General features: G+C 47.2%; 21 protein-coding genes. 20 read left to right on the top strand and 1 reads right to left on the bottom strand.

The window, feature by feature from the left end; genetic code table 11:
* Positions 1 to 44 precede the first annotated feature (44 nt).
* From M4D81_RS17650 to M4D81_RS17665, 4 genes are all read left to right on the top strand, one after another.
* Positions 45 to 698 (top strand): hypothetical protein, encoded by a 654-nt coding sequence (locus tag M4D81_RS17650; RefSeq protein ID WP_260067514.1) that lies wholly within the window; start codon positions 45 to 47, stop codon positions 696 to 698.
* A 227-nt stretch (positions 699 to 925) separates the two neighbouring features.
* Positions 926 to 1150 carry a hypothetical protein gene (locus M4D81_RS17655; protein WP_260067515.1) on the top strand — a complete coding sequence of 75 codons (225 nt, stop codon included), beginning with the start codon at positions 926 to 928 and terminating at the stop codon, positions 1148 to 1150.
* On the top strand, positions 1134 to 1403 hold the full coding sequence (locus tag M4D81_RS17660; protein ID WP_260067516.1) for a type II toxin-antitoxin system RelE family toxin: 270 nt from the start codon (positions 1134 to 1136) through the stop codon (positions 1401 to 1403). The genes M4D81_RS17655 and M4D81_RS17660 overlap by 17 nt, the downstream gene beginning before the upstream one ends.
* A 294-nt stretch (positions 1404 to 1697) precedes the next feature.
* A complete protein-coding gene (locus tag M4D81_RS17665; RefSeq protein WP_260067517.1) occupies positions 1698 to 2027 on the top strand; it encodes a DUF3024 domain-containing protein in 330 nt (109 codons plus the stop codon).
* 632 nt (positions 2028 to 2659) lie between these two features.
* On the opposite strand, the gene M4D81_RS17670 is transcribed toward M4D81_RS17665, so the two are convergent.
* The gene (locus M4D81_RS17670; protein WP_174887716.1) at positions 2660 to 3529 is read right to left on the bottom strand and encodes a hypothetical protein; all 870 of its coding nucleotides are present in this window, start codon (positions 3527 to 3529) and stop codon (positions 2660 to 2662) included.
* Positions 3530 to 3923: 394 nt separating this feature from the next.
* Here M4D81_RS17670 and M4D81_RS17675 point away from each other — a divergent pair, with 394 nt between their 5' ends.
* From M4D81_RS17675 to M4D81_RS17750, 16 genes are all read left to right on the top strand, one after another.
* Complete coding sequence (locus M4D81_RS17675; protein WP_260067518.1) at positions 3924 to 6410, top strand: hypothetical protein; 2487 nt, start codon at positions 3924 to 3926, stop codon at positions 6408 to 6410.
* A gap of 62 nt (positions 6411 to 6472) precedes the next feature.
* On the top strand, positions 6473 to 7183 hold the full coding sequence (locus M4D81_RS17680; RefSeq protein ID WP_260067519.1) for a hypothetical protein: 711 nt from the start codon (positions 6473 to 6475) through the stop codon (positions 7181 to 7183).
* 835 nt (positions 7184 to 8018) lie between these two features.
* Entirely contained in the window at positions 8019 to 8846 is an 828-nt protein-coding gene (locus M4D81_RS17685) for a ParA family protein (RefSeq protein ID WP_169284793.1), read from the top strand.
* Complete coding sequence (locus M4D81_RS17690) at positions 8794 to 9738, top strand: ParB/RepB/Spo0J family partition protein (RefSeq protein WP_240908720.1); 945 nt, start codon at positions 8794 to 8796, stop codon at positions 9736 to 9738. Before M4D81_RS17685 ends, M4D81_RS17690 begins: the two co-directional genes overlap by 53 nt.
* 83 nt (positions 9739 to 9821) lie before the next feature.
* Complete coding sequence (locus M4D81_RS17695) at positions 9822 to 9992, top strand: hypothetical protein (RefSeq protein WP_169284792.1); 171 nt, start codon at positions 9822 to 9824, stop codon at positions 9990 to 9992.
* A 2-nt stretch (positions 9993 to 9994) separates the two neighbouring features.
* Positions 9995 to 10606, top strand: a complete 612-nt coding sequence (locus tag M4D81_RS17700; RefSeq protein ID WP_169284791.1) for a hypothetical protein — start codon at positions 9995 to 9997, stop codon at positions 10604 to 10606.
* Between the two features lie 47 nt (positions 10607 to 10653).
* Positions 10654 to 11775, top strand: a complete 1122-nt coding sequence (locus M4D81_RS17705) for an SAF domain-containing protein (protein ID WP_169284790.1) — start codon at positions 10654 to 10656, stop codon at positions 11773 to 11775.
* Positions 11776 to 11786: 11 nt separating this feature from the next.
* Positions 11787 to 12494, top strand: coding sequence for a hypothetical protein (locus M4D81_RS17710; protein WP_169284789.1), 708 nt, complete (start codon positions 11787 to 11789; stop codon positions 12492 to 12494).
* 14 nt (positions 12495 to 12508) lie between these two features.
* Positions 12509 to 13348: a CpaE/TadZ family protein gene (locus M4D81_RS17715; RefSeq protein ID WP_169284788.1), complete on the top strand. Its 840-nt coding sequence runs from the start codon at positions 12509 to 12511 to the stop codon at positions 13346 to 13348.
* Complete coding sequence (locus tag M4D81_RS17720; protein WP_169284787.1) at positions 13345 to 15207, top strand: Flp pilus assembly complex ATPase component TadA; 1863 nt, start codon at positions 13345 to 13347, stop codon at positions 15205 to 15207. The genes M4D81_RS17715 and M4D81_RS17720 overlap by 4 nt, the downstream gene beginning before the upstream one ends.
* The gene (locus M4D81_RS17725; RefSeq protein ID WP_169284786.1) at positions 15204 to 17273 is read left to right on the top strand and encodes a hypothetical protein; all 2070 of its coding nucleotides are present in this window, start codon (positions 15204 to 15206) and stop codon (positions 17271 to 17273) included. The genes M4D81_RS17720 and M4D81_RS17725 overlap by 4 nt, the downstream gene beginning before the upstream one ends.
* A 73-nt stretch (positions 17274 to 17346) precedes the next feature.
* Complete coding sequence (locus M4D81_RS17730; protein ID WP_028598712.1) at positions 17347 to 17826, top strand: hypothetical protein; 480 nt, start codon at positions 17347 to 17349, stop codon at positions 17824 to 17826.
* A 67-nt stretch (positions 17827 to 17893) separates the two neighbouring features.
* Entirely contained in the window at positions 17894 to 18286 is a 393-nt protein-coding gene (locus M4D81_RS17735; RefSeq protein WP_169284785.1) for a hypothetical protein, read from the top strand.
* Positions 18283 to 18831: a hypothetical protein gene (locus M4D81_RS17740; RefSeq protein ID WP_169284784.1), complete on the top strand. Its 549-nt coding sequence runs from the start codon at positions 18283 to 18285 to the stop codon at positions 18829 to 18831. The genes M4D81_RS17735 and M4D81_RS17740 overlap by 4 nt, the downstream gene beginning before the upstream one ends.
* Positions 18818 to 19801 (top strand): hypothetical protein, encoded by a 984-nt coding sequence (locus M4D81_RS17745; protein WP_169284783.1) that lies wholly within the window; start codon positions 18818 to 18820, stop codon positions 19799 to 19801. Before M4D81_RS17740 ends, M4D81_RS17745 begins: the two co-directional genes overlap by 14 nt.
* 68 nt (positions 19802 to 19869) lie before the next feature.
* Positions 19870 to 20841: a DUF916 domain-containing protein gene (locus M4D81_RS17750; RefSeq protein WP_169284782.1), complete on the top strand. Its 972-nt coding sequence runs from the start codon at positions 19870 to 19872 to the stop codon at positions 20839 to 20841.
* Positions 20842 to 20882: the final 41 nt, after the last annotated feature.

Here is a 20882-nt window from a genome sequence, read left to right on the forward strand (position 1 = left end):
TGCGGGAACGTTATATGAAATCCTAAAGAATGAGAGGAACAGAAATGACAACACAATTTAATTTTAACAAGTTGAATAATCTTTATGCAGAAGCAATCGCATCGGATGATAAAACATTGATCTTTGAAACTGAAATTGGAAAAGGAAGATTTTTGTTTATGATGTTTTTATCAGACGAAGATAAAGATTCAAAAGACAAATTATTTATATACATGAGAAATATTAACCTTATAAAACCTGTAAAGGTATATGGTAACCACAGTAAAGGTCAGTTTGAAGTCTACATAAAAGATGACTTGAAAGAAGCTATGATAAAGGAGTTACAGCTAAATTCGAGTTCAGGTTCTTTTAATTTTATGGAATTTCTTGAACAGCTTAATAGTAGAATTCCTCAAATCATAAATCGTGACAACAAAATTACTGAATTAAGAAAAAATAGAGACTTGATAAGCGAGTTAAAAGTAGTAGATGAAGCCGATAAAACAGTGTTAAAGCATGAAGTAAAACTCTCTAAAAACAGAAAACCTCAAGATAAAACTCTAAGAAAATTATATGTTTATACTGATGGAACAGTTGAAGATATAACCGAATTAATTCAATTGCTCAAGAAATTTAATATGACTGTGGCATGGACAACAAAGGACAAAAAAAATAATACTTCTAGTGTAGAAGAATTGTTGGGTAAGCTAAATAACTAAACGGACTTCATATAACATAATATTCACACTGCGGACATTCGTCCTTGATCCGGCATTTGCCGGATACTCAGCATATGCTGAGTCGTGAATACAAGAACGTTAGATGTAATTGGCGTAAGAGCGGATAAATGAAGGTTAATACATCGATGTAGTGAAAAAGCTATGTCTGGAGCATCCTTATATATTGGGGTATAATAAGAATGATTAAATAAAAGGGGGTACAGTTGATGAGTGTCCCGAATGATGAATTGGAAAACATATTAGGCAATTTAAATGAGAAAAATAAGGTTGTCGCAAAGAGCTTTTTATCATGGTTACTTGAAAAACAGCTTGATGAAGACGATGATAGTCTGACACCTGAAGATATTCAAGCGATAGAACAGGGGCGTATTGAATATCAAAATGGTCAGACTAAATCCTTGGAGGATTTAAAACGTGAACTTGAAATATAAAGTCACATTTTCAAGTGAAGCTGAAAAGAACCTTAGGAAAATAGACCGAGTTACCGCAGGAAGAATCTTTATATCCCTTGAAGAATTATCTAATGACCCATTTATCAATCCGAATACAAAGAAAATGAAGGGTAAAGAAGGGATAGTCTATAGATTACGTGTGGGAAATTATCGAATAATCTATGAGGTTCTTAATAATGAATTAATCATCTTTGTAGTTCGTAAAGGACCTAGAGGAGACATATATAAATGACACCAAAGCCCTAGCAATAAAGTTAGGGCTCTTTTTATTTTAAGAAGATTATGTTAGATGTTCAAGAAGCCGCCAACATCTTATAACATAACATTTCTGCTTCGTCGCTGACGCTCTTTGGTCGCCAAGAAGTATGTCAGAGAAGTAGAATCTGGCGCCACATCCAATCGGCTAAGTCTGACGACCCGGCACTTTGTGCCTTAAGCCGCTTGGACGTCAGAAATACGGGAACGTTATGAGAAATCATCGTGATATAATCAAAGCAAAACCGATTAGAGCAGGAGAGACAGAATTATGGATGATTTTACGAAGAAGCGGATTATGAAAATCATGGACAAATACACCCAAAATGCAGTACCAGAACATGTGAAAAGCCAGATTAGAATCTGTTACAAGATCAGAGGAAATCACGTGACATTAATTGAAGAAAGACAAGGATACAAAAGCGATCAATGGGTTCAGATGTCAGTAGCTCAGTTCAGATTAGATGAGAATGAATGGAAAATATATTGGCAAGACAGTAAAGGGAAATGGCATTTCATAGATGATATAGATCCGAATGAAGATTTTGAAACACAGTTAAAGATTGTGGACGAGGGGCATAACGGAATGTTTTGGGGTTAACTCGAAGTGGCCAATGACATCGCATAACATAATATTATACGAACCTTTTTTTGCCCCTTCAGAAATGCCCGAATCCCTTTCCCCGCAAGGCGTTCTCCACTTTTCCCACTTCGCTTTTGTCGCTTTGACTTCGCATAACTTGAATTTTCTCAGCTAAGATATACGAACCAGGCGCTGAAAAGATAAGCGAAAAACGAGATATACGCATCTGTTTTTTTCGAGATATACGAAGCTGATAATTACAATATATCTTGTATCAATGAGTCTTTCAAAGGTGTGGAATTGAAGCGGTATATTAATGTCATATGAAAATAAAGCTATAAACTGAGGGTGATGAGATTGAAAATCGTTAGTCTTCAAATTGTAAGTTTGAGACTGGAAAAATCAAACAGCGGTAGACCAAGACTTGAAAAATAAAATCTTAGACTGCCGCTGTTGTTATTGAACTAACGTTACTCGTTAGCGGAACGTTAGTTCAATAAATTTCAAATTCAAAGTATTTTTGTGCCCGCGAGTATACCTGATAACGTTGTATCTTCACGAATCCGAAAGACTGAGACAATTTAATTGCCTGATGGCTTCGCCATCTTGCCCTGCAAGATTTTCTGCCCGACTCTACTACTTCGAAAAACTTAGTTTAGTTCTTTCAAAGCAATTTTTGAAATGTATATAACATAAGATAAAATCCTATCAATAAAGTACCTTGATTCATCCAGTGTAATAGAACTTATATCGAAATCACCATGTCTAATATCTGTGTAGTCTTCATGAAATAACTTCCATAGCTTATGACCTTCTGTCACTATCACTTTGGGTCCCCATACTTCACGGTTGTTTACCATATGATTATTGGCTCCACTTACATCTTTTGTATCTGTTATCCGCTTCATAAGTGCTTCCATTGCTGATAAACAGTCTCTAATAGCATCTTTTCTTGCCCTTGGATTTTCAGATCTTTTTAATTGTTCTTTTGCTTGTTCTATATGATCAGCTGTTTGCTTACACAGCTTTCTTGTTAATTCTGCTACACTTTCAATTTCAATAGTTTTTGTAGTATTGTGATTGATACATATCCAAGGTTCTTCCAAATTGTCACTTAATCTATATCCGAAATTAACAAATTCGAATATCTCGTTAAGATCATCAACTATAAAGGCTTCAAGAAAATTAAACGTGATATCACTAACTGCATCCATAAATCTTGCAAATGGTACTTCTCCGAGCGAATCAATATTTCTCTCAAGATCGCGTATTAGATAATCCCAGCCCCAGTTTTTTGTTCTTTCAACGTAAGAATATTCTGCAATTTTATTCACTATTACTTCCATTACTGAATCATTAACAAGTCTTCCCGGTCCTGAGTAAGAGTCAATTTTCAAACGAGCTCCCTTTATCAAGATACTGGGCATGCTTGTTAACAGCTTATTAGGTACTTCATTCATTATGTATGTCTCGTTATCATACGACATATGGTCTGGGTAAGATTCTTTGAATTTTTTCATATTTACCTCGCTATCTTCATATTTCAAATACGCTTTAGTTAAGTACTTCACAAAATTCCATATCCGAAGTATTCGCGAAATCATAGTAAGACACCTGCCGCAGGTAGGAGAAATGGTATAAATTGAGCATAAGGAGGTAGCAGATCAGGTTTGGTTCTGCGCCTCCTTTTTGTTTGATATTTCCAATTGTGATTCGCCGTGTTAAAATTTATGGAATGGTGTATTTAGGTTACTTCTCTACTGAAATAAAAAAGTTATTAAAGCAAGAGCAGATGAAGTTTTTGATCCCGACTTCCCTTATGATGAAAAGTTTCCAGAGATTAAATTTCAATGAAGTCCAAAATAAAGAAATAATGTGCAAGAGAAAAGAAAATGTTTGGAGGTGAGCGATGTAATGAAAAAATCCATATCCCCATATGAGCTTTTAAAAGCTAAAAGACCTGAAAAATACTCCGACTCTACAATTATCCGTAAAGCAAATTTAAATAGAGAAATATTTGACTTTTATCTTGATAGCTTAACAAGCAGAGGACAAGAAAAGAATTTTGAGGTATTCTGCAGACGCATGGCAGAACATGAAATATGTCCAAACCTTCTACCTCAGACTGGACCAACCGGAGGAGGAGATAGTAAGGTGGATTCGGAAACATATCCGGTATCCGATGATTTATCTTTATCATGGTTTAGTGGTATAGGAAGAGAAGCATCTTCCGAAAGATGGGCTTTTGCGATAAGTGCAAAAAGGGACTGGAGATCCAAAATCAAATCAGATGTTAAGAATATCGTTTCCACATCCAGAGAATACAAAAAAATCTTTTTTATAAGCAATCAATATATTCCTGATAAGAAACGAGCAGCTATAGAAGACGAATTATCCAATCAATATAATATTGAAACTAGAGTGCTTGATAGATCATGGATATTGGATAAACTGTTTTCAAACCATCGTGAACAAATAGCGGTTGAGTCTTTTGGGCTTTCAGATTCATTTGCTGATGAACGGAAAGTAGGCCCATTAGATTATAAACGTCAGTCAGAGTTGGAGAAAATAGAAAAAGAGATAAGTCAATACATCGTTGAAGGAATAAACAGTATTGCTCTTGTAGAGAATGCAACACAAGCAGCAATATTAAGTAGGGAACTAGAACTGTCGTTTGATATTACAAAGGGACGTTTTGAGAGAGCTATTGCGCTTTCAGATAAATACGGAACGATCATTCAGCAAAAAGAATGTGCTTATCAATGGGCATGGACTTTGTATTGGTGGTATGAAAAGTTCGATCTGTTCTATGAAAAGTATTGTATATATGAAACTATTATTCTTGATGGTAATAATTTCTTTGACCTTGAACGATTAACAAATCTATGGATGAATCTATATACTATAACTGGAGGCAAGTTTGAAGTAAGCAAGTTTGAAGTACACACTAAAACGTTGATAGAAGAATACAGAAGATTTATTGACAATAAGACACGCCCTAATGCTGCTTTGGAAGCTAGGGCTAACTTTGTCTTTGTAAAATTAATGCTTGGGGATAATGTCGATGAGTTAGTTGATGAACTAACGCAGATCATTAATGATTGTGATGGGGTTCTTGATTTTAGCCTTGATACACTTTCTGAATTGATTATGAATGTTAGCCCAAATTTAAAGGATAGTCCCCAATATGATTCCTTATTTGATACAATAATTTCAGCTTCAAGCAGCAGAAAACAAGAATTAGTTTCTGCAAAATTACTCTTAAAACGAGGAGAGCAACTAATTGAATCAAAACCATATAGCGCTATACGTTATATTGGTCGTGCCCTCCAAAAATTATATAAAGATGAGAGTAAAAATGAGTACTTGTTGGCAATGACTTTAATGGCTCACGCTTGTGAAAAAGCTGGCTTATTGTGGGCGGGACGTGGTTATTACCTTAATGCTTTCTTTATCGCCTTTATTGATTACATGAAGTTTGGAAATGTCAGTCCCTTATTAGTTGGTTGTTCTACCGAACTAAAGATGATTGAACTTCGGCATGGGAGAATTCCTCATTCGCTAGAATGGTATAAGTTAGATCGACTGGTAAAAGGTCTCCTAATATCAAGTGGTTACGATGCAACGAGACTAAACGAAATCGATGATATCAACTTATACGATGCAATATTGGGAATGCTTCTTTTAAGAACATCTTTTGAGGATCTCCACTCACTTGCATCATTACCAGATGTATTAGATCATGAAGGTCTTCATATGGCTGCCATTGGATTGAAATATGCACTAGGCTATATAGATGAAGAGATTCAGAAATCTTACAACGATGATAAAAAGTCTATAGAAGAATTTATGCAGCAATGGTATAACCAACCAGCAAAAGAGCAAATACCGGATATACCGATATTTGTTATCGATGGCACCCAGTATTTTTCTTCAAAAATAATGGGATGTCTGATTAATATTGAATCAGATGCCAAATTTCCATGCATCGAATTAGCCGAAAGTATATTAGCTGCAATCGAAAGCTTCCTTGCAACGGCTATTTTAGATGGATTGGTAGGGATGATTCCCCGAGCAACGATTAAAGTTAAATATGTTGAGTCGGTAAAATACCATCTTGACTTCAAAAATGAACCCAGTGATATTGAACCTATATTCACTATTACTTGCTCTGATTTTGGTGAGGAAGAATTTTTTGAAGCGCAGCAACAAACTAAACAGTTTATTCTTAATTTCTTTGCGGCATTTATTGCTCAAATAATAATGTTTAGAAATACAGAGCAGCTTGAAAAACTGATAATTGAGGATCAAGCTTTCGAAAGATCATTGAATTTTACAAGCAGTATTTTTATCATTGCTGATTTATTCGGTAAGAATATGCTCTCTTTAATAAATGGCTAAATCCTGAGGGGAATAATTATCCGTTAATACGAGATAGCACAATTAGATTTCAGTTAGATAAGTTGGATGTAGGCCAGACAGATAAGAAAAAAATAAACCGTGGAAAGTCGGATAATAAGGAGAAGTTTGATACTGAATCAGTAAGTCAAAAAGACATTGAAATTACAAAAATAATAAATATACCATTATGGAACAGGGCACAGTGGAAAGGAATTTTCTTTGGTTGGACTAATGATAATGGGCCTCCTTTATTAGCTTTAGCATTTAATAATAAAGAAGCAGCTATTTCGATTTTCAAACAATGGCATACCTTAGTGGGTAAGGCTGATGAAAATGATAAAATACGAGTTGGAATAATAAAAGGAATTGATAATAAAAATCCCTTCTTTTATAAGGCGATATTAACCGCAAATCTTGAGAACTCATTAGATTCGCAAAAAGCTGGATTGATTACTGTTCTTTCAAGGTTTCATACAATGGATGTTGACAATGATTTTAATCTTAGAAATTTCGAAAGTGCCCTAAAAAAGGTAGAGTCAACATGGAAATACATTATACTTCCTGCTTATATAAATCCCAAGAACCAGAGGCCAGAATTGTTATTTGACTATCATATCCTGAAAAAACATATTAAAATAAAAAATGCATGGGAATTAGAAGAAGATGACTGGCTTACTTACGCTATTACTCCTGATGATAAGCCGATTATTCCGCCATTCGTTAAACATGCTCGGATTATGGATTATATTGAAAATTTAAAGCGAACCCATTAAGTCATATGAGTTGTTATATGAAAGGCCACCTTTGATAGGTGGTCTTTCACTTTCTTGGCTATGATCATCAATCACTTGCAATGGCAAGTGAACCCTCATTAACCCTTAGCTAAAGCTGCTGAAAATGTAGACTTAACCTAAATTTAGTTCTAACCTCAATTCAATTAAATTGCCCATTAATAAATTGTCGCAGCACCAAGCTCTATTTCGAGTTTGGTGCTGTTTTTTTTTATTTTCGATTTTTTTTTGAAAGAAGGGTCCGGTTTGACCTCAAAAATGAAAAGGATGGTAGAGGGACACGTCCTCGACCGTTCTTTGACAATAACATAACTTCTCATCCGGTACGTTCCCCGCATGCCTGAAAGGGAAAGCCATTTTGCAGGTACGCCACGACCATCCTTATTTATAGGGTGCTAGCGATCATTACCTAAGCAAAAATAAATGGTGGTATCATTTAGGCGATAATCCGTGCGGAGGGGATAATGATACATCCGTCTAGCCACAGTTATCGCAATGGGGGCGGCTTGCAGTGATCCTGGGAGAGGCGACAGCCTATGAGGACGGCTAACCACTGTCCGCCGGACGAGATTATTTTTGTTATGCAAACCCCTGTTTAAAAACATTGGCATTGTGACCATTGAAAAGTGATGAGAAGCAGATTTGGATTTCAACACTTTACGACGGTTTAAGACCTCCGCGAAACGACGACAAATTAAAATAGGAATATCCAAGAGAACGATTTTTTTGGCGTTCTCTTTTTACATAGATATTCTTTATAAGCCGGTTGCCCTGAATGCCAGAGCAACCGGCTTTATGCGTGAAAGGAGATTCTAACATGTCCAAAGTAATCGCCCTCGCCAATCAGAAGGGCGGCGTGGGCAAGACGACAACTGCAGTTAATTTGGGAATCGGGCTGGCTGCCGAGGGCAACAAGGTTCTGCTGTTGGATGCGGATGCGCAGGGCAACCTGACGGATTCGTTAGGCTTCCATGAACCGGATAGTCTGTCCATTTCACTCGCCACAATGCTAGTGAAAAGCATGACGGAGGAGCCGTATGAACCGAAGGAAGGCATTCTGCATCATCATGAAGGTATTGACCTGATGCCGGGAAACATCGAATTATCGGCAGTCGAAGTGGCACTCGTCAATACGATGAGCAGGGAAACGATTATGCGTTCGTACATTGATTCCGTAAAAGCAGATTACGATTTTATCCTGATCGACTGTATGCCGAGCTTGGGCATGATGACGATCAACGCATTGGCAGCGGCGGATAGCGTCATCATCCCGGTACAGGCACACTATCTGCCCGCCAAAGGCATGACGCAGCTTTTGCAGACGGTTGCCCGCGTTCGGCGTCAAATTAATCCGAAGCTGGCTGTGGACGGTGTGCTGCTCACGATGGTAGACAGCCGAACCAATTTCGCCAAAGACATTTCTTTAGTTTTGCGCCGAGATTATGGGGATAAGCTGCGTGTATTCAATACAGAAATCCCCCTGTCCATCAGAGCGGCGGAAACAAGTGCCAAAGGCAAAAGCATTTATGCCCACGATCCGAACGGACAGGTTGCTAAAGCCTACGCTGCACTTACGAAGGAGGTGCAGGATATTGGCAGCGAAAGAAGATCGGCTCGCCAGCATAAAACTGACCAAAGTCGATGATTTATTCTCGACAGAGGAAAGCCGCAACGATTCGCAACGGGAAAAGGTGATGGATATTCCATTGGCTGAAATTAGTGAATTTCCCGGTCATCCCTTTAAGGTAAGGGCGGATGAAGCGATGTTAGAAATGGCGGATAGTGTCAAGCAGTATGGTGTCCTTGTTCCCGGCTTAGTTCGGCCAAAGGTAGGCGGTGGATACGAGATGGTATCCGGACATCGTCGAAAGAAGGCAAGTGAATTGGCTGGTATGGAGACAATTCCATGTCTCGTTCGCGAGTTGGATGACGATCAGGCGACTATCATCATGGTGGATAGCAACCTGCAACGGGAGTATATTTCTCCGAGTGAAAAAGCTTTTGCCTACAAAATGAAATTGGAAGCTATGAACAGACAAGGACAACGAACAGATTTAACTCGTTCCCAAGTTGGGAACAAGTCTGCTGCAAAGAAATCAAGCGAGATATTAGCAGAACAGATGGGTGAAAGCAAAAACCAAATATTTAGATACGTTCGCCTAACCGAACTCACTCCTCACATTCTCGAAATGGTAGACGACAAACGGATTGCCTTTAATCCTGCCGTTGAGTTATCTTACTTGGCCGAGAAAGAACAGCAAGCCCTATTCGAGACCATGCAGGCCGAGGACTGCACGCCTTCACTTGCTCAGGCTCAGCGTATGAAAAAGATGAGTCAAGAAGGGAGGCTGAATACAGATGTCATTTACACCATACTGACGGAGGAAAAGCCGAATCAGAAAGAAAAAATGAGTATTCAGCGAGAACGAATCGACCGCTTTTTCCCACGAGATTTCTCGGAAAAACAAAAGGAAGACCTAATCGTGCAACTGCTGGAAAGCTGGTACAAAAGGCGGCAGAGGGAGCACGAACGGTAATTCCCCCGTTGCCGTCCTGTTCATGCGCCCTCTCCCCTGACGGAGAGCTTTTTTTATGCCCATTTTCGGGGAGGAGATCATCAATGGACTTTACGAAAGGAAAACGGCGTCAGTATGAACGTCTGATGAAAGAAAAGCCGGGTTTTGCGCGTAGTAGGCCATCCGAGGAGGAAGAAGCACAACTGCGCAAGCAGGCTCAGGAAGCCGAAGGCTGGCACAAGAAACGTGACCACAAAAAGAACCGGGAGGGCTGACGATGGAGCAAGAGAAACGAATGGCCGGTGACTACGAAGTCTATCAAGCGCTACCCATTGGCAGGGTGGAGGTTGTTTTAGGCATCGACATCACGAATACCGAAAAGCCCTATTTGGTTTGCTACTGCTCGCAGAATAATTTGTTTGGCATCGATCAGTATTACGGTGCAGAAGGATATGCGGATTACCTGGTCGCAATGCAGGAATTTACTAAGCTATTGCAATGGGAAATCGAGAAACTCCAGACCGAGCGCGCTACGATCACGGAGCCGATGCCTCCCATTCAACCCGACCAATGCCTGCCCATCAAAAGTGACGATGATCTCGGCGGCAGAATTGTTGTGACCCGTTTGGATTGGTTGCGACCGGAATTTCGCACGGCAGACCATCAGTTGATTTGGGTAACGGGAGGCTTCGGTGCCTCCGGGAACTCACGTGGGCGGGCGGTCTATGCGGAAACCCTCTATTCCGGCGATGAATACCGCTATAACCGGGAAGACCTGATGGGGTTCCTGAAGCCGGAGCATACGCCCACATGGGCGGCCGAGAAGCTGGCACAACGACAAGCGGATCAAGTCCCATCAAAGCCGCGTCCGCGAGGCGAAGCGCGTTAAGAGAAGCGCTAGGTATCTTCTATATAAATGAAAGGAGATCGTGAACGATGTCATGGACGTATCGACACCGCAAGACGCTCATCATGGGAGCCATCGCGATCAGCGTGGCGCTTCTGGTAGCAGCGGCCTTGTATATGCTGATGCAGCACACCGATCAGCAGCAAAAGCAGCAACAGATGAAAGAGGAGTATGAGCGGCAGATTCAGCAATTGAAAAAGGAGGAGCAGCAAAACAGCCGAAATGTCTGGACGACTGCAAAAACAATACCGGCAGGCGTCTCGCTCAAAGCGGATGACCTCAAGGCTGTTCCGATGCCCGTCAGTTTGGTTCCGCCGGGCGTCATCACCGACCGGGAAAGCATCATCGGCAAAAACGCCAAGATCGAGCTTGCATCAGGAACGCCGCTACTTTCCTCTTTATTGTACGAAGGGCAGCCCATTCCGAAGGATTTGCGCATACAGGAGTTTCAGGTCATTCAGCTTCCCTCTAATCTCAAACCTAACCAATATATAGACGTTCGAATCGGCTTTCCAACCGGCGAGGACTTTGTTCTCTTATCTAAAAAGAAGGTACAGGAGCTGTCCGGTACGGTTGTGTGGCTGGAACTGAATGAGATGGACATCCTCCAAACGTCCAGCGCAATTATTGATGCGTACTTGCAGGGAGCGCGGTTGTATGCCCTCCCGTACATCGAGCCGGGCTTACAGGAAGCGGCTGTGGTCAACTATCCGGCCAATCAGAAGGTATTGAACCTGATGGCGTTCGATCCCAATCTGCTCGAAACTGCAAAAATCGAACTTGCCCGCGCGCTGCGTCAAACGCTGGATGGCAATTTGAAGGCGGTCAGCGACTCGGACAAACTTCGCGTCACCAGCGGTAGTGTAACCGTGCAGCAGCAGTTGCAAAACGAACGGATGACGACGCGGCAGGGCAATGCCATGAGCGGAACACAGCCAGTAGGCACACCGCAGTCTGGAGAATCAGCAGTTTCGACGAATGGTCCCCAGCCTAGCGTGAGTGATGCTGCTGGTGCAGCAGCTACGCAATCTCCGAAAAATCAACAGACGCCCCCTCCTGCCGTTTCGCCGTCGCTGCCATCGAGTATGCCTCCTGCAACCGAAGCGCCTCCGGCAAGCGAAGATAAGTGGGAAAACATCTTCAATCAATGAGGAGTGCGGATATGAAAAAAATTGTTTTTATCGGCGTAGCGGACAAGACGCATGCTTTGTTGGTGCTTGGTCGCTTGTTTGTGGCATTGGGGAATAAAGTGCTGTTGGTGGATTCCACCGTCACGCAGTCGATTCGGGGTTATCTGCCGCACGCCTATGCCAATAGCGCCGTTCAGGATTATGAAGGTATGGATGTGGCCTACGGCTATCTCACTCCCGAACAGCTTGAACGAGGCTTGGCACAGGCAGGGACGACACCGGCATACGACATCATGCTGGTGGACACTGACCATACGGAATTTGTTTTCCACCACAACCTGTCCCAGTTTGATAAGCGGGTGTGGTGCTGGGATGGAAGGCGGTTATCGCTGGAGAAAAACGAGGAACTGATGCTTCGTCTCGGCTTACAGAACACGGAAGAGCCTATCTCTTTTTTCGAGTTGCTCTCCCCTGACATACCGGGAAAGTTGGCAGCGTGGCGAGCCGAAAAGCGGTTGCGGCATATCCAGTTGGAGGATACGGTGTTTCGCTTCCCTTTGGACGAACGCGATGCAGCCGTCGATTTGAACAATCAACACCACGGCCGCATCGACCTTCGCGGGCTGACCGGGGCGTTTCGCGAGATGCTGCTGACGATGCTGGAGCAGCTTGGCGATTGCGACCGCAAGACAGCGCGACGAGCCTGGGCAACCGCCCGTAAACGGGTGCGGGTGTGGTAGAAAGGAGAACGTTTATGGGAGCTACCGTTGTATTTTGGAGTCCTGTATCCGGTCAGGCCGGGACAACGACTAATCTGCTCGCCGCGGCGACGTGCATGGGTTTGGAATATTCGGCGCGATTGCTGTTGCTTGGGCATTTGCTAAGCAGCTACGCCGCTGTCGAACGAGCCTATTTTCGACCTGCCGGAAGAGAGGACATGCAAAACCCGGACACGGGAATTGATGCGCTCTTGCGTCTGCTGAAAAACCGCAAGCTGGAGCCTGTCATGCTGCGTGACTATGCCCATCCGTTACTGCGGGATCGCCTGGATATTTTGCCCGGCTCCATCAAGCAAGAGGATATTTTTATTGAAACGGCAAAGGAATGGCTCACACCGCTGCTTGCGGTTGCCCGCCGCGCTTACGATGTAGTGCTGTTGGATGGGGGGAGCGGCAGCGGGTCGGCTTGGGACGAAATGCTGCGGCAGCAGGCCGACGTATGGGTCGTCTGCCTGCCGCAAAACCGTCTCCTTCTAGAGCGATTTTTTCAATCGGCAGAAGCAGCGATGCTGCAAGGCCGAAGAACGCTGCTCGTGTTCGGACAGTACGACCCTTATTCGACGCTTACTTCTAAAAATCTCATGCGTCAATTCCGTATAGGACCGACCGTGTACCCTGTTGCACATAATACAGGCTGGATGGATGCGGCACAGCATGGCGAAGCGAATCCTTTCTGGTTTCGCAACAGGAAGATAGCAAGCGGTCATGAGAACCACCTGTTCGTGCAGCAGGTGCGACGATTGGCGCAGGCTGTGATCGAAAGCGCAGGCGCAAGGCAGCATCTTTTCGGAGGGAAGGAGGGCGACACGCCATGACGGCTATGCTCAATGCCTTCATCCTGATCGCGCTCTTGTTGCTTTCAATCTTCTTTCTTTATTTGCGCCTGAGCCGACGATTGCCGGAACGGACGGACGACACATCGGTATATACGCTGGAAGCGATGACCACTTTCGTAAAAGCAACGCTACACGAGTTAACCAGCAGCAACCTGGCCGACTTCGGTTTGTCGGAGGAAGAATACCGCCGCCGAAAAAGCAAACGGGCGGAGCTGAAAAAGGCGCTGCGGGGCTGCACCTCCGGTGATCTGCGGGACAAGGAATACGTCAAGGAGATCATTGCCGACCTGCTCGCGCAGCGCTATGAGTTGGACGATGCGCATTTGAACCTCCTGCTGCCTTTTCATCAGCCGGAGTCCCTCTCCGCGCAAGACCAGTTTGATATTCTGCTTTACACATATAAAAAGGAAGCCGGGCTTCATGCGCTCGACCGGCTCGTTCAAACCTATGAATGGGATCGGCAAAGACGAAACGAGGAAGGCCAGCTTGAAACGTACCGGATTACGGCGGAGGATATTCGTAGCGTCTTCGCCCGTGAAGCGCCGTGTTTGACGACGGACGATAAGCTCCAACTTGTCGTCCAGCGGATTTATCAGCATTACAAAGGATTCAGCGTCGTGGACGAGCTGCGCGACATGCGTGTGGACGGCGTATCCGGGGGTGTATCTGGTCTGCCGCCGCTCATGTGGGAGGGCGAATGGTCGCTGGAGGAGGACGCACAACTTCAGTCGCTGCCCCGTTCGCATGATAGCGTATGGCTGTTTTACAAAGGGAAGTCCATCCACCTGAGCTTCTTGTCCTTCGGCTCCGAGCAGGAACTGCGACGCGTTTGCCAGATCATCTATAAGCACAATTTTCCCGGCCAGTTGTCCGAGGCGAACGGATTTAAGGTCAATGAAATGGCAGACGGCTCCCGCGTCGTCGTGCTGCGCCCCCGATTCAGTGAATCGTGGGCTTTTTTTGTGCGCAAATTCGACGTGCAAAGCGCGACGCTAGAGCAGTTGATTCAGGACGAAGGCGCGGAATTGCCGATTGGCCTCATTCGTTACTTGGTATCGGGTGCGCGGATCACCGCGATTACCGGCGCTCAGGGCAGCGGCAAAACAACGTTGCTCATGGCGATGGTGCGTCATATTCCAGAAGTGCTGCCCATCCGGGTACAGGAAATGAGCTTCGAGCTTCAGTTGCGCAAAATTTACCCGGAACGCAACATCGTCAGCCTGCGCGAAACCGAGACGATTTCCGGTCAACAGGGGCTGGACATCCAGAAGAAGACGGACGGCTCCGTCAATATTTTGGGAGAGGTAGCGACCGATCCGGTCGCCGCTTGGATGGTTCAGATGGCACAGGTGGCATCATTATTCACCTTGTTCACGCATCACGCCAAAACCTTCCGTGACCTTGTGCTATCTCTCCGCAATTCCTTGTTGAAAACAAAGGTGTTTACGAACGAGCGTGTGGCAGAGCAGCAGGTCGTCAGCGTCGTCAACTTCGATATTCACCTTCGCCGCGACCTGGACGGACGACGGTATATCGAGCGCATTACGGAATGCGTCCCAGTGCCGCAGGAGACGGCGTACCCGGAAGCCTTTCGCGGGAAAATGACAAAGGACGAACGGATGGCAGCCTTTATGGAAACGACGCTCGAATACTTCCGCCGCTCGACGGATCGCCCGCTGTACACCGCCCAAAATCTCGTCGAATACCGCGACGGTCGTTACGTTGCCGTTCATCCCCTGTCCAAGCAAAGTCGCTGCGAGATTGCGGAATACCTGAGCGGCCCCGATCAGGCCGTCTTTGATGCGTTTCTAGCATCCCATTGGGGGGATGAGACATGATTCGGGAATGGCTCTCCCCTCTGCTTGGCATCGCAACCGTGCTCTTTTTTGCCGCTGTCGCGGCCTTCCTGTGGCTGTCCCGGCGTGATTCGGAGGTGGCGGCAGTCCGGCGCTACGAAGCGCTGCGTAAGCCGGGGCAAGCGCCTCGCAAGCAGGCGGTTTACAGTTTCATGCAGCGGCTATACAGCGTTTGCGAGCAGATGCCGGTTCTAAGGATGTACTTGCAGCACCTTCGCAGGCGATTGGTCATCCTGCGGCTCGGGGACGAATGGAAGCTGCGGCTTGAGGTGATGAAATCGGCGCTCTTGATGTGGCTTGTCCTGCTTTTGGCCGCGATTCCGCTTGTTTTGGCGGTGCGCGACCCTTACACGCTGGCGATGCTCGGCATTGGTCTTTGGGTCGGCCACGGCATCCTCTCGGATATGGGTGTTTATCGGCTCGAAATGAGGCTGCTGCGACAACTTCGTCTGTTTCTTGGGGATGTGAGACATCATTACCATCGTCACGGGATGGTGGATGAAGCCGTCTATGAATCGGCGGACAGCGCGCCGTATGAAATGGCACTGCACGGGCAAGAGCTGTACGACATGCTGACGGACAGCGACGCCGAAGATAAACTAGCGCAATATGTGGAGCATGCCCCAAATCGCTATTTGCAGGGCTTTGCGGGATTGTCGTATCTCATCAAGGAGCATGGCGATCAGCAAACGGAAAGCGGTTCGGTCTACCTCAAGGGACTGGAAAAGCTGTCCATCGAACTGAATCTGGAATTGCTGCGTCGCGAGCGTCTCAGCTTCTTATTACAGGGGCTGACCGTTATCGCGCTGCTGCCGCTGCTATTTACCCGTCCGATTGAAGCCTGGGCCAGCCACTTTTTTCCGGCAATGGACACGTTCTACGCCAGCGCTTTCGGTTGGGCCGTCAAACTCTGTCTGCTTGTCGTCGTGTGGCTATGCTACGTGCTGCTGCGCAACCTGTCGGAGCTGGGTGCGACCGCAAGGCCCACCAGCCGAAAAAGATGGGAGCAACGGGTCTATGGCTGGCCGTGGATGCGCTGGCTAGCCCACAGGCTGGGGCCGGTTCCCGGCTCGCGAGAAGCGGAACGGATAACCCAGCTGCTCAAGGATACAGCCTCTCCCTTACGTCTCGAATGGTTTTACGTGCAGCGGATCGTGGCCGGGTTCGCAGCCTTTTTGACGGTGCTGGGCTTGTTCGTGTCCTTGCATGCAGCGGAGCGGCATCAGGTGCTGTATGCACCAGTGAAGCCGGGAACACTTTTCGGGCAGTTGTCTCCGGAGGAGGAAACGAAGGCGCGGGAAGCCGCCGCTCTGGATCGCAGGATGCTCGATCAATTAAAGGAGGTGAGGCCGCGAAGCGAAAATAGCGTCATCAGTCTGCTGCGCAAGGACCCGGCTGCACAGATCAAGGAGGATCAGCTTCGAGAGGCGGCGCGGCGCATCCTGGGCAAGCTGGAGAAGCTGAATCAGCCTTTTCTGGCGTGGTGGGAAGCGTTTTTGGCGTTCGCCGCAGGATGGGGCGGGTACACGCTGCCAGTTGGTATTCGACTGTTCCAGCGGCGTATGCGGCAGATGGAGATGAAACACGAGGTGGATCAGTTGCAGGCCGTGATTGCCATGCTGGCCGGGATGGAACGGATGTCGGTTGAACAGCTTCTGCTATGGATGGAGCAGTTCGCGCAGGTCTTCAAGGAGCCACTGCAATCCTGCCTTCTTCATTTTGAACAGGGTGAGGAGCAGGCGCTTGCGCAGCTCAAAGAAGATGCACCGTTTCTGCCTTTTGTTCGGATCGTGGAAAAGCTGGAAATGGCTTCGCAGCATTTGACGATCCGGCAGGCATTCGACGATCTCGAAGCAGAGCAGGGGTTTGCGCGAGAGCAGCGCAAGCAGGAGTATGAACAGTTAATTGAACAAAAGGCAGGCTGGGGCCGCTGGATCGGGTTTGCCCCCTTGATGACGCTGATATTCGGGTATTTGGTCATTCCGCTTGTCGTCGTCAGCCTGCATCAGATGACCGTGTACTACGATCAGCTTCAACGCATCCAGTAACCCATACAGACGCTTTCCTTCATCAGCGGGAAGGCGTTTTTTTTATCCCCCCAATCAAAGGAGAGAATTGTACATGTCCAATGCGCAGAAGGCACTTGTCATGGCAGCAGGAATTTTCCTTGCCATCGCACTCATTACACTGGCTGTCGTGCTGTTTATTTCCGCCCAGGATTCGACCAAGGCGGCTCAAAGCAATTTCAGCAATATCCAGACGGAGCTTTCACAAACGGCGTTTACGGTGTATGACAATACGACGCTTTCGGGCAGTCAGGTTGTCAACGCGCTTCGCAAGTTCCGCGATCAGGACCAATTTGGCATCCAGATCGTTACCGGCAAAAACCCGACCGGTCAGTGGTACGGCAAGGTTGTCAATACCGGTGTGCCTCTGGATAGCGTCACCTACGGCGCAATCGTCGGAGCCGCACCCGGCCAGATTAGCCAGACCGTAGACGAAGCGGACATCAACTACGTTAATCCAAGCGGCAAGTTCCGCAGCACGCTGGTGCTGGACAGCAGCAATGTCATTCGCGGCATCATCTTCCGGCAGCAATAAGGTCGGATGAAGTTACGAAAGCGTCCGGCCCAGGTTGGACGCTTTCGTCATGAAGGAGGTGTAACGCATGAACTATGTGCCTAGAACGATGCTGGAGATGAGCGCAGCATTGCTCGTTTTCCTCATGGCCGCAGGAAGCGGTCTGATTTTGTTTCAGACCGGTGCCTCACTCAATTCGCTCGCCTATGTAACCGGCCAATCGCAGGATCGCAACTTGCAGCAAATCGCTGTACCGCTCTCGGGCGACGGTTCGGTATCCGGTGCGGAAGTGCTGCAAGCTATCGCTCGCCTAGATGAAGGAGATGCGGAAATGGTGGTAGACGGCATTCGATTCGCGCCGCCGCTGGAACGGGAGCAGCTTTCGTCCGCAGGCATACGTCTGAAGGGGCGATATCAGCCCGCCTATGAGCGGGACGCTTCCGGTCACTTGCAGCGCCTGACACTAAGGAGCCTGCCATGAACAGTTTGATCAAAATTTTCGCCGTATTGATCGCTATTCTGCTGCTCTACCTCTACCCGCTCTCTGCCGCCTTTGATCAGCAGGACGATATTTCGGAACTGGTTGCCTTGCGCGCGACGACAGCCTTCGTTGATGCGGTTCGGGACAAAGGCGGCATCACGCCAACGATGTATAACGAATTCATGACCGCACTTGCGGCGACCGGCAATAGCTTTGACGTTCAGATGGAGCATGACAGCAAGAAGTATGTACCGGTTTACGACGATCCGACACGGCCCGAAACCTTTAAGGGCAACTACGAGGTACAGTACGATGCGTTTTTCAATTCGCAGATCCTGCCGGTGCTGTTCCCTGACAATCGGGCAGCAAAGGATGACCCAAGCCGACGTTATCGGATGCGCGCGGGTGACAGCTTCACGGTGATTGTGCGCAATACGAACCGAACGGCAGGCACGCTGCTCTTCGATTTTCTGAATAATACCATCAGCCCAAATGAAAAAATCGTGATTCCGTATGGCGGGGTGGTGCGCAATGAAATGGATTGAATGGGCAATCGTCGGTGCGCTGTTGTTTCTCCCCCTCGCGATAGTCAACCGGAATGAGACAGATACCCTGCGACGGACGGTGCTGACAGAGATGAGATACGACGCTGCGCTGGATGCCGCGGTGGACGACGCCGCGAGGTTGCTCGTCGTTAACGCAAGCCAGCAGCAGGAAGCGCAATATGCCTCGGCCAAACATGTCGCGCTGAACAAGGAAGAAGCACTAGCGGCGTTCTACCGGACGCTGGACGCAGGCTTCGGCGCTGGGGATGATCCGGTGTCGCAAGGTGTCCTGCATCGCTACATTCCGGCTATCGTGATCATCGGGTACGACGGCTTTTACGTCTATTCCGAGCAAGAATGGACGGGGACTGACGGAAAAACCGTCATGAAACCGGCTTGGGGAACGAAGAAGCCTTATGCGTATTCCGATTCGGCGGGTAACAGCCTTTCCTTTACGCTCGACCAGCAGGTACTCGCTTACGATGCGGTCAGCCGAAGCTGGCATGAGGGCTTGCGTCAGGACATTCGGCAGCAAGCGACGATTCCGCTTTTGCAGGATGCTGCGCTCTTCGAGCAGGTACGACGAAGCACGATTGTCCGGGCGATCCAGGACGAGTTGGCCTACCGGATCAATCGATATAACGAAACGGTCTCTCGAAATGGCCTGTCCTACACGTTCACCCTGCCTCTGATCTCTGATGAGGACTGGCACAATACGGTGGATGATGTGGGCGTTTTGGCTTTTGTACAAGGTATCCCGATGGGAGCAAAGGTGTACAACAACTATGCGCTTGGCGGGAGCCGCATCGTGAAACGTCCAACGATCATCGGGGCCAGAAAAGGCAGTATGAAGGTGTACTACCGCAGTTCCTGCGGTTACACCTATCCGGCCGAAGAAACGTTTGCCAGCGGGCAAGCAGCCGCGCGCAAGGGATATATGCCCCTGCCTTGCCTCGGCTCGGCCTTCTAGCAGGAACGTAGCCTATTCGCTCATGTGAGCGATGGCAAGCGGAATAGAAGTAAAGGAGTTCATCAATCATGTGGATTCGACTGTTGCTGGCGGCAATCGTTTTTTGTATAGCCGCCGGATTTACAAACCCTATGGATGGGCAGCAACTGGTCATCAGCGGGGATTCCGACCGGATCAATCCGGAGTTGGGCGCATATGTCGAGGATATAGTACCCGGCGATAAGCGCGAGTACACGGTTCACGTCACGAATCCCACAGATGAGGAAATAACAGCGCTGCTCTATGCGGCCGATGCCATGCCCGCATTGGGCGGCGGTAAGGATTTTACTTTACCGAGCGATCCCGATACCGGTTCGGCTGCATGGTACAGGGCGCCGGATCGCAGTATAACCCTCAAGGCTGGCGAGACGCAAAGCTTTACAATGGAAATGCAGATACCTGATAGTGTGGAGCCGGGCCAGTACGTGTCCGTCATCGGCGTCTACGATCAAAGTATGAGGGAATCGGCGGCACGTAAAATCGGGTTGCGGGTCGTCCTCAACTACAAGTTGGACGAAGCGAAGCCTCCTGAGGCTGTCCCGCACGCAGCCGTATACACGCTGGAGAACGGAAAAGCGAGCTTGACGATTTTGCTGGTCAATGAAGGCGAAAGCTTGTCCGAACCGGAGATCGAGGTGCAGCTCAAACAGCAGGACGATGTCAGCGAGCTTTTGATTGAAAGGAAATCAACGGTTGATTCCATTTATGCAGGCACGGTCGCACAGTACATGGCGGAGCTAAACAGGCCGCTTTCTCCCGGTTCTTACACGGTGGAAGTGAAGACTACGCTGGGTAACCGTATAGAACAGAAGGAATTCCCTTTTGAAGTAACGGACGGTCGGACTATGCCATCAGGAACCGTGATTCAGGCTACTGGGGACGGTTCTCCGCTTCATGAAGGTTCATTTGGACTGCGCCCATCCTGCGTCTACGGGAGCTCGCTGCTGATTCTTGTCATCGTCGTTGTTGTTATAAGAAGAAGAGCTTCACGCACGGAATAACGAGCGGCTCCTGGTTCCTGCTGAGGAGAGGCTACCGGACA

It is taken from the genome of Paenibacillus sp. p3-SID867 (assembly GCF_025142895.1).
Lineage (GTDB): Bacteria > Bacillota > Bacilli > Paenibacillales > Paenibacillaceae > Paenibacillus_AQ.

What these genes read in the sequence shown, in the direction of transcription:
- M4D81_RS17650 (WP_260067514.1), top strand. Translation starts at nt 45, where the DNA reads ATGACAACACAATTTAATTTTAACAAGTTGAATAATCTTTATGCAGAA.
- M4D81_RS17655 (WP_260067515.1), top strand. Translation starts at nt 926, where the DNA reads ATGAGTGTCCCGAATGATGAATTGGAAAACATATTAGGCAATTTAAAT.
- M4D81_RS17665 (WP_260067517.1), top strand. Translation starts at nt 1,698, where the DNA reads ATGGATGATTTTACGAAGAAGCGGATTATGAAAATCATGGACAAATAC.
- M4D81_RS17670 (WP_174887716.1), bottom strand. Translation starts at nt 3,529, where the DNA reads ATGAAAAAATTCAAAGAATCTTACCCAGACCATATGTCGTATGATAAC.
- M4D81_RS17675 (WP_260067518.1), top strand. Translation starts at nt 3,924, where the DNA reads ATGAAAAAATCCATATCCCCATATGAGCTTTTAAAAGCTAAAAGACCT.
- M4D81_RS17685 (WP_169284793.1), top strand. Translation starts at nt 8,019, where the DNA reads ATGTCCAAAGTAATCGCCCTCGCCAATCAGAAGGGCGGCGTGGGCAAG.
- M4D81_RS17695 (WP_169284792.1), top strand. Translation starts at nt 9,822, where the DNA reads ATGGACTTTACGAAAGGAAAACGGCGTCAGTATGAACGTCTGATGAAA.
- M4D81_RS17700 (WP_169284791.1), top strand. Translation starts at nt 9,995, where the DNA reads ATGGAGCAAGAGAAACGAATGGCCGGTGACTACGAAGTCTATCAAGCG.
- M4D81_RS17705 (WP_169284790.1), top strand. Translation starts at nt 10,654, where the DNA reads ATGTCATGGACGTATCGACACCGCAAGACGCTCATCATGGGAGCCATC.
- M4D81_RS17710 (WP_169284789.1), top strand. Translation starts at nt 11,787, where the DNA reads ATGAAAAAAATTGTTTTTATCGGCGTAGCGGACAAGACGCATGCTTTG.
- M4D81_RS17715 (WP_169284788.1), top strand. Translation starts at nt 12,509, where the DNA reads ATGGGAGCTACCGTTGTATTTTGGAGTCCTGTATCCGGTCAGGCCGGG.
- M4D81_RS17720 (WP_169284787.1), top strand. Translation starts at nt 13,345, where the DNA reads ATGACGGCTATGCTCAATGCCTTCATCCTGATCGCGCTCTTGTTGCTT.
- M4D81_RS17725 (WP_169284786.1), top strand. Translation starts at nt 15,204, where the DNA reads ATGATTCGGGAATGGCTCTCCCCTCTGCTTGGCATCGCAACCGTGCTC.
- M4D81_RS17730 (WP_028598712.1), top strand. Translation starts at nt 17,347, where the DNA reads ATGTCCAATGCGCAGAAGGCACTTGTCATGGCAGCAGGAATTTTCCTT.
- M4D81_RS17735 (WP_169284785.1), top strand. Translation starts at nt 17,894, where the DNA reads ATGAACTATGTGCCTAGAACGATGCTGGAGATGAGCGCAGCATTGCTC.
- M4D81_RS17740 (WP_169284784.1), top strand. Translation starts at nt 18,283, where the DNA reads ATGAACAGTTTGATCAAAATTTTCGCCGTATTGATCGCTATTCTGCTG.
- M4D81_RS17745 (WP_169284783.1), top strand. Translation starts at nt 18,818, where the DNA reads ATGAAATGGATTGAATGGGCAATCGTCGGTGCGCTGTTGTTTCTCCCC.
- M4D81_RS17750 (WP_169284782.1), top strand. Translation starts at nt 19,870, where the DNA reads ATGTGGATTCGACTGTTGCTGGCGGCAATCGTTTTTTGTATAGCCGCC.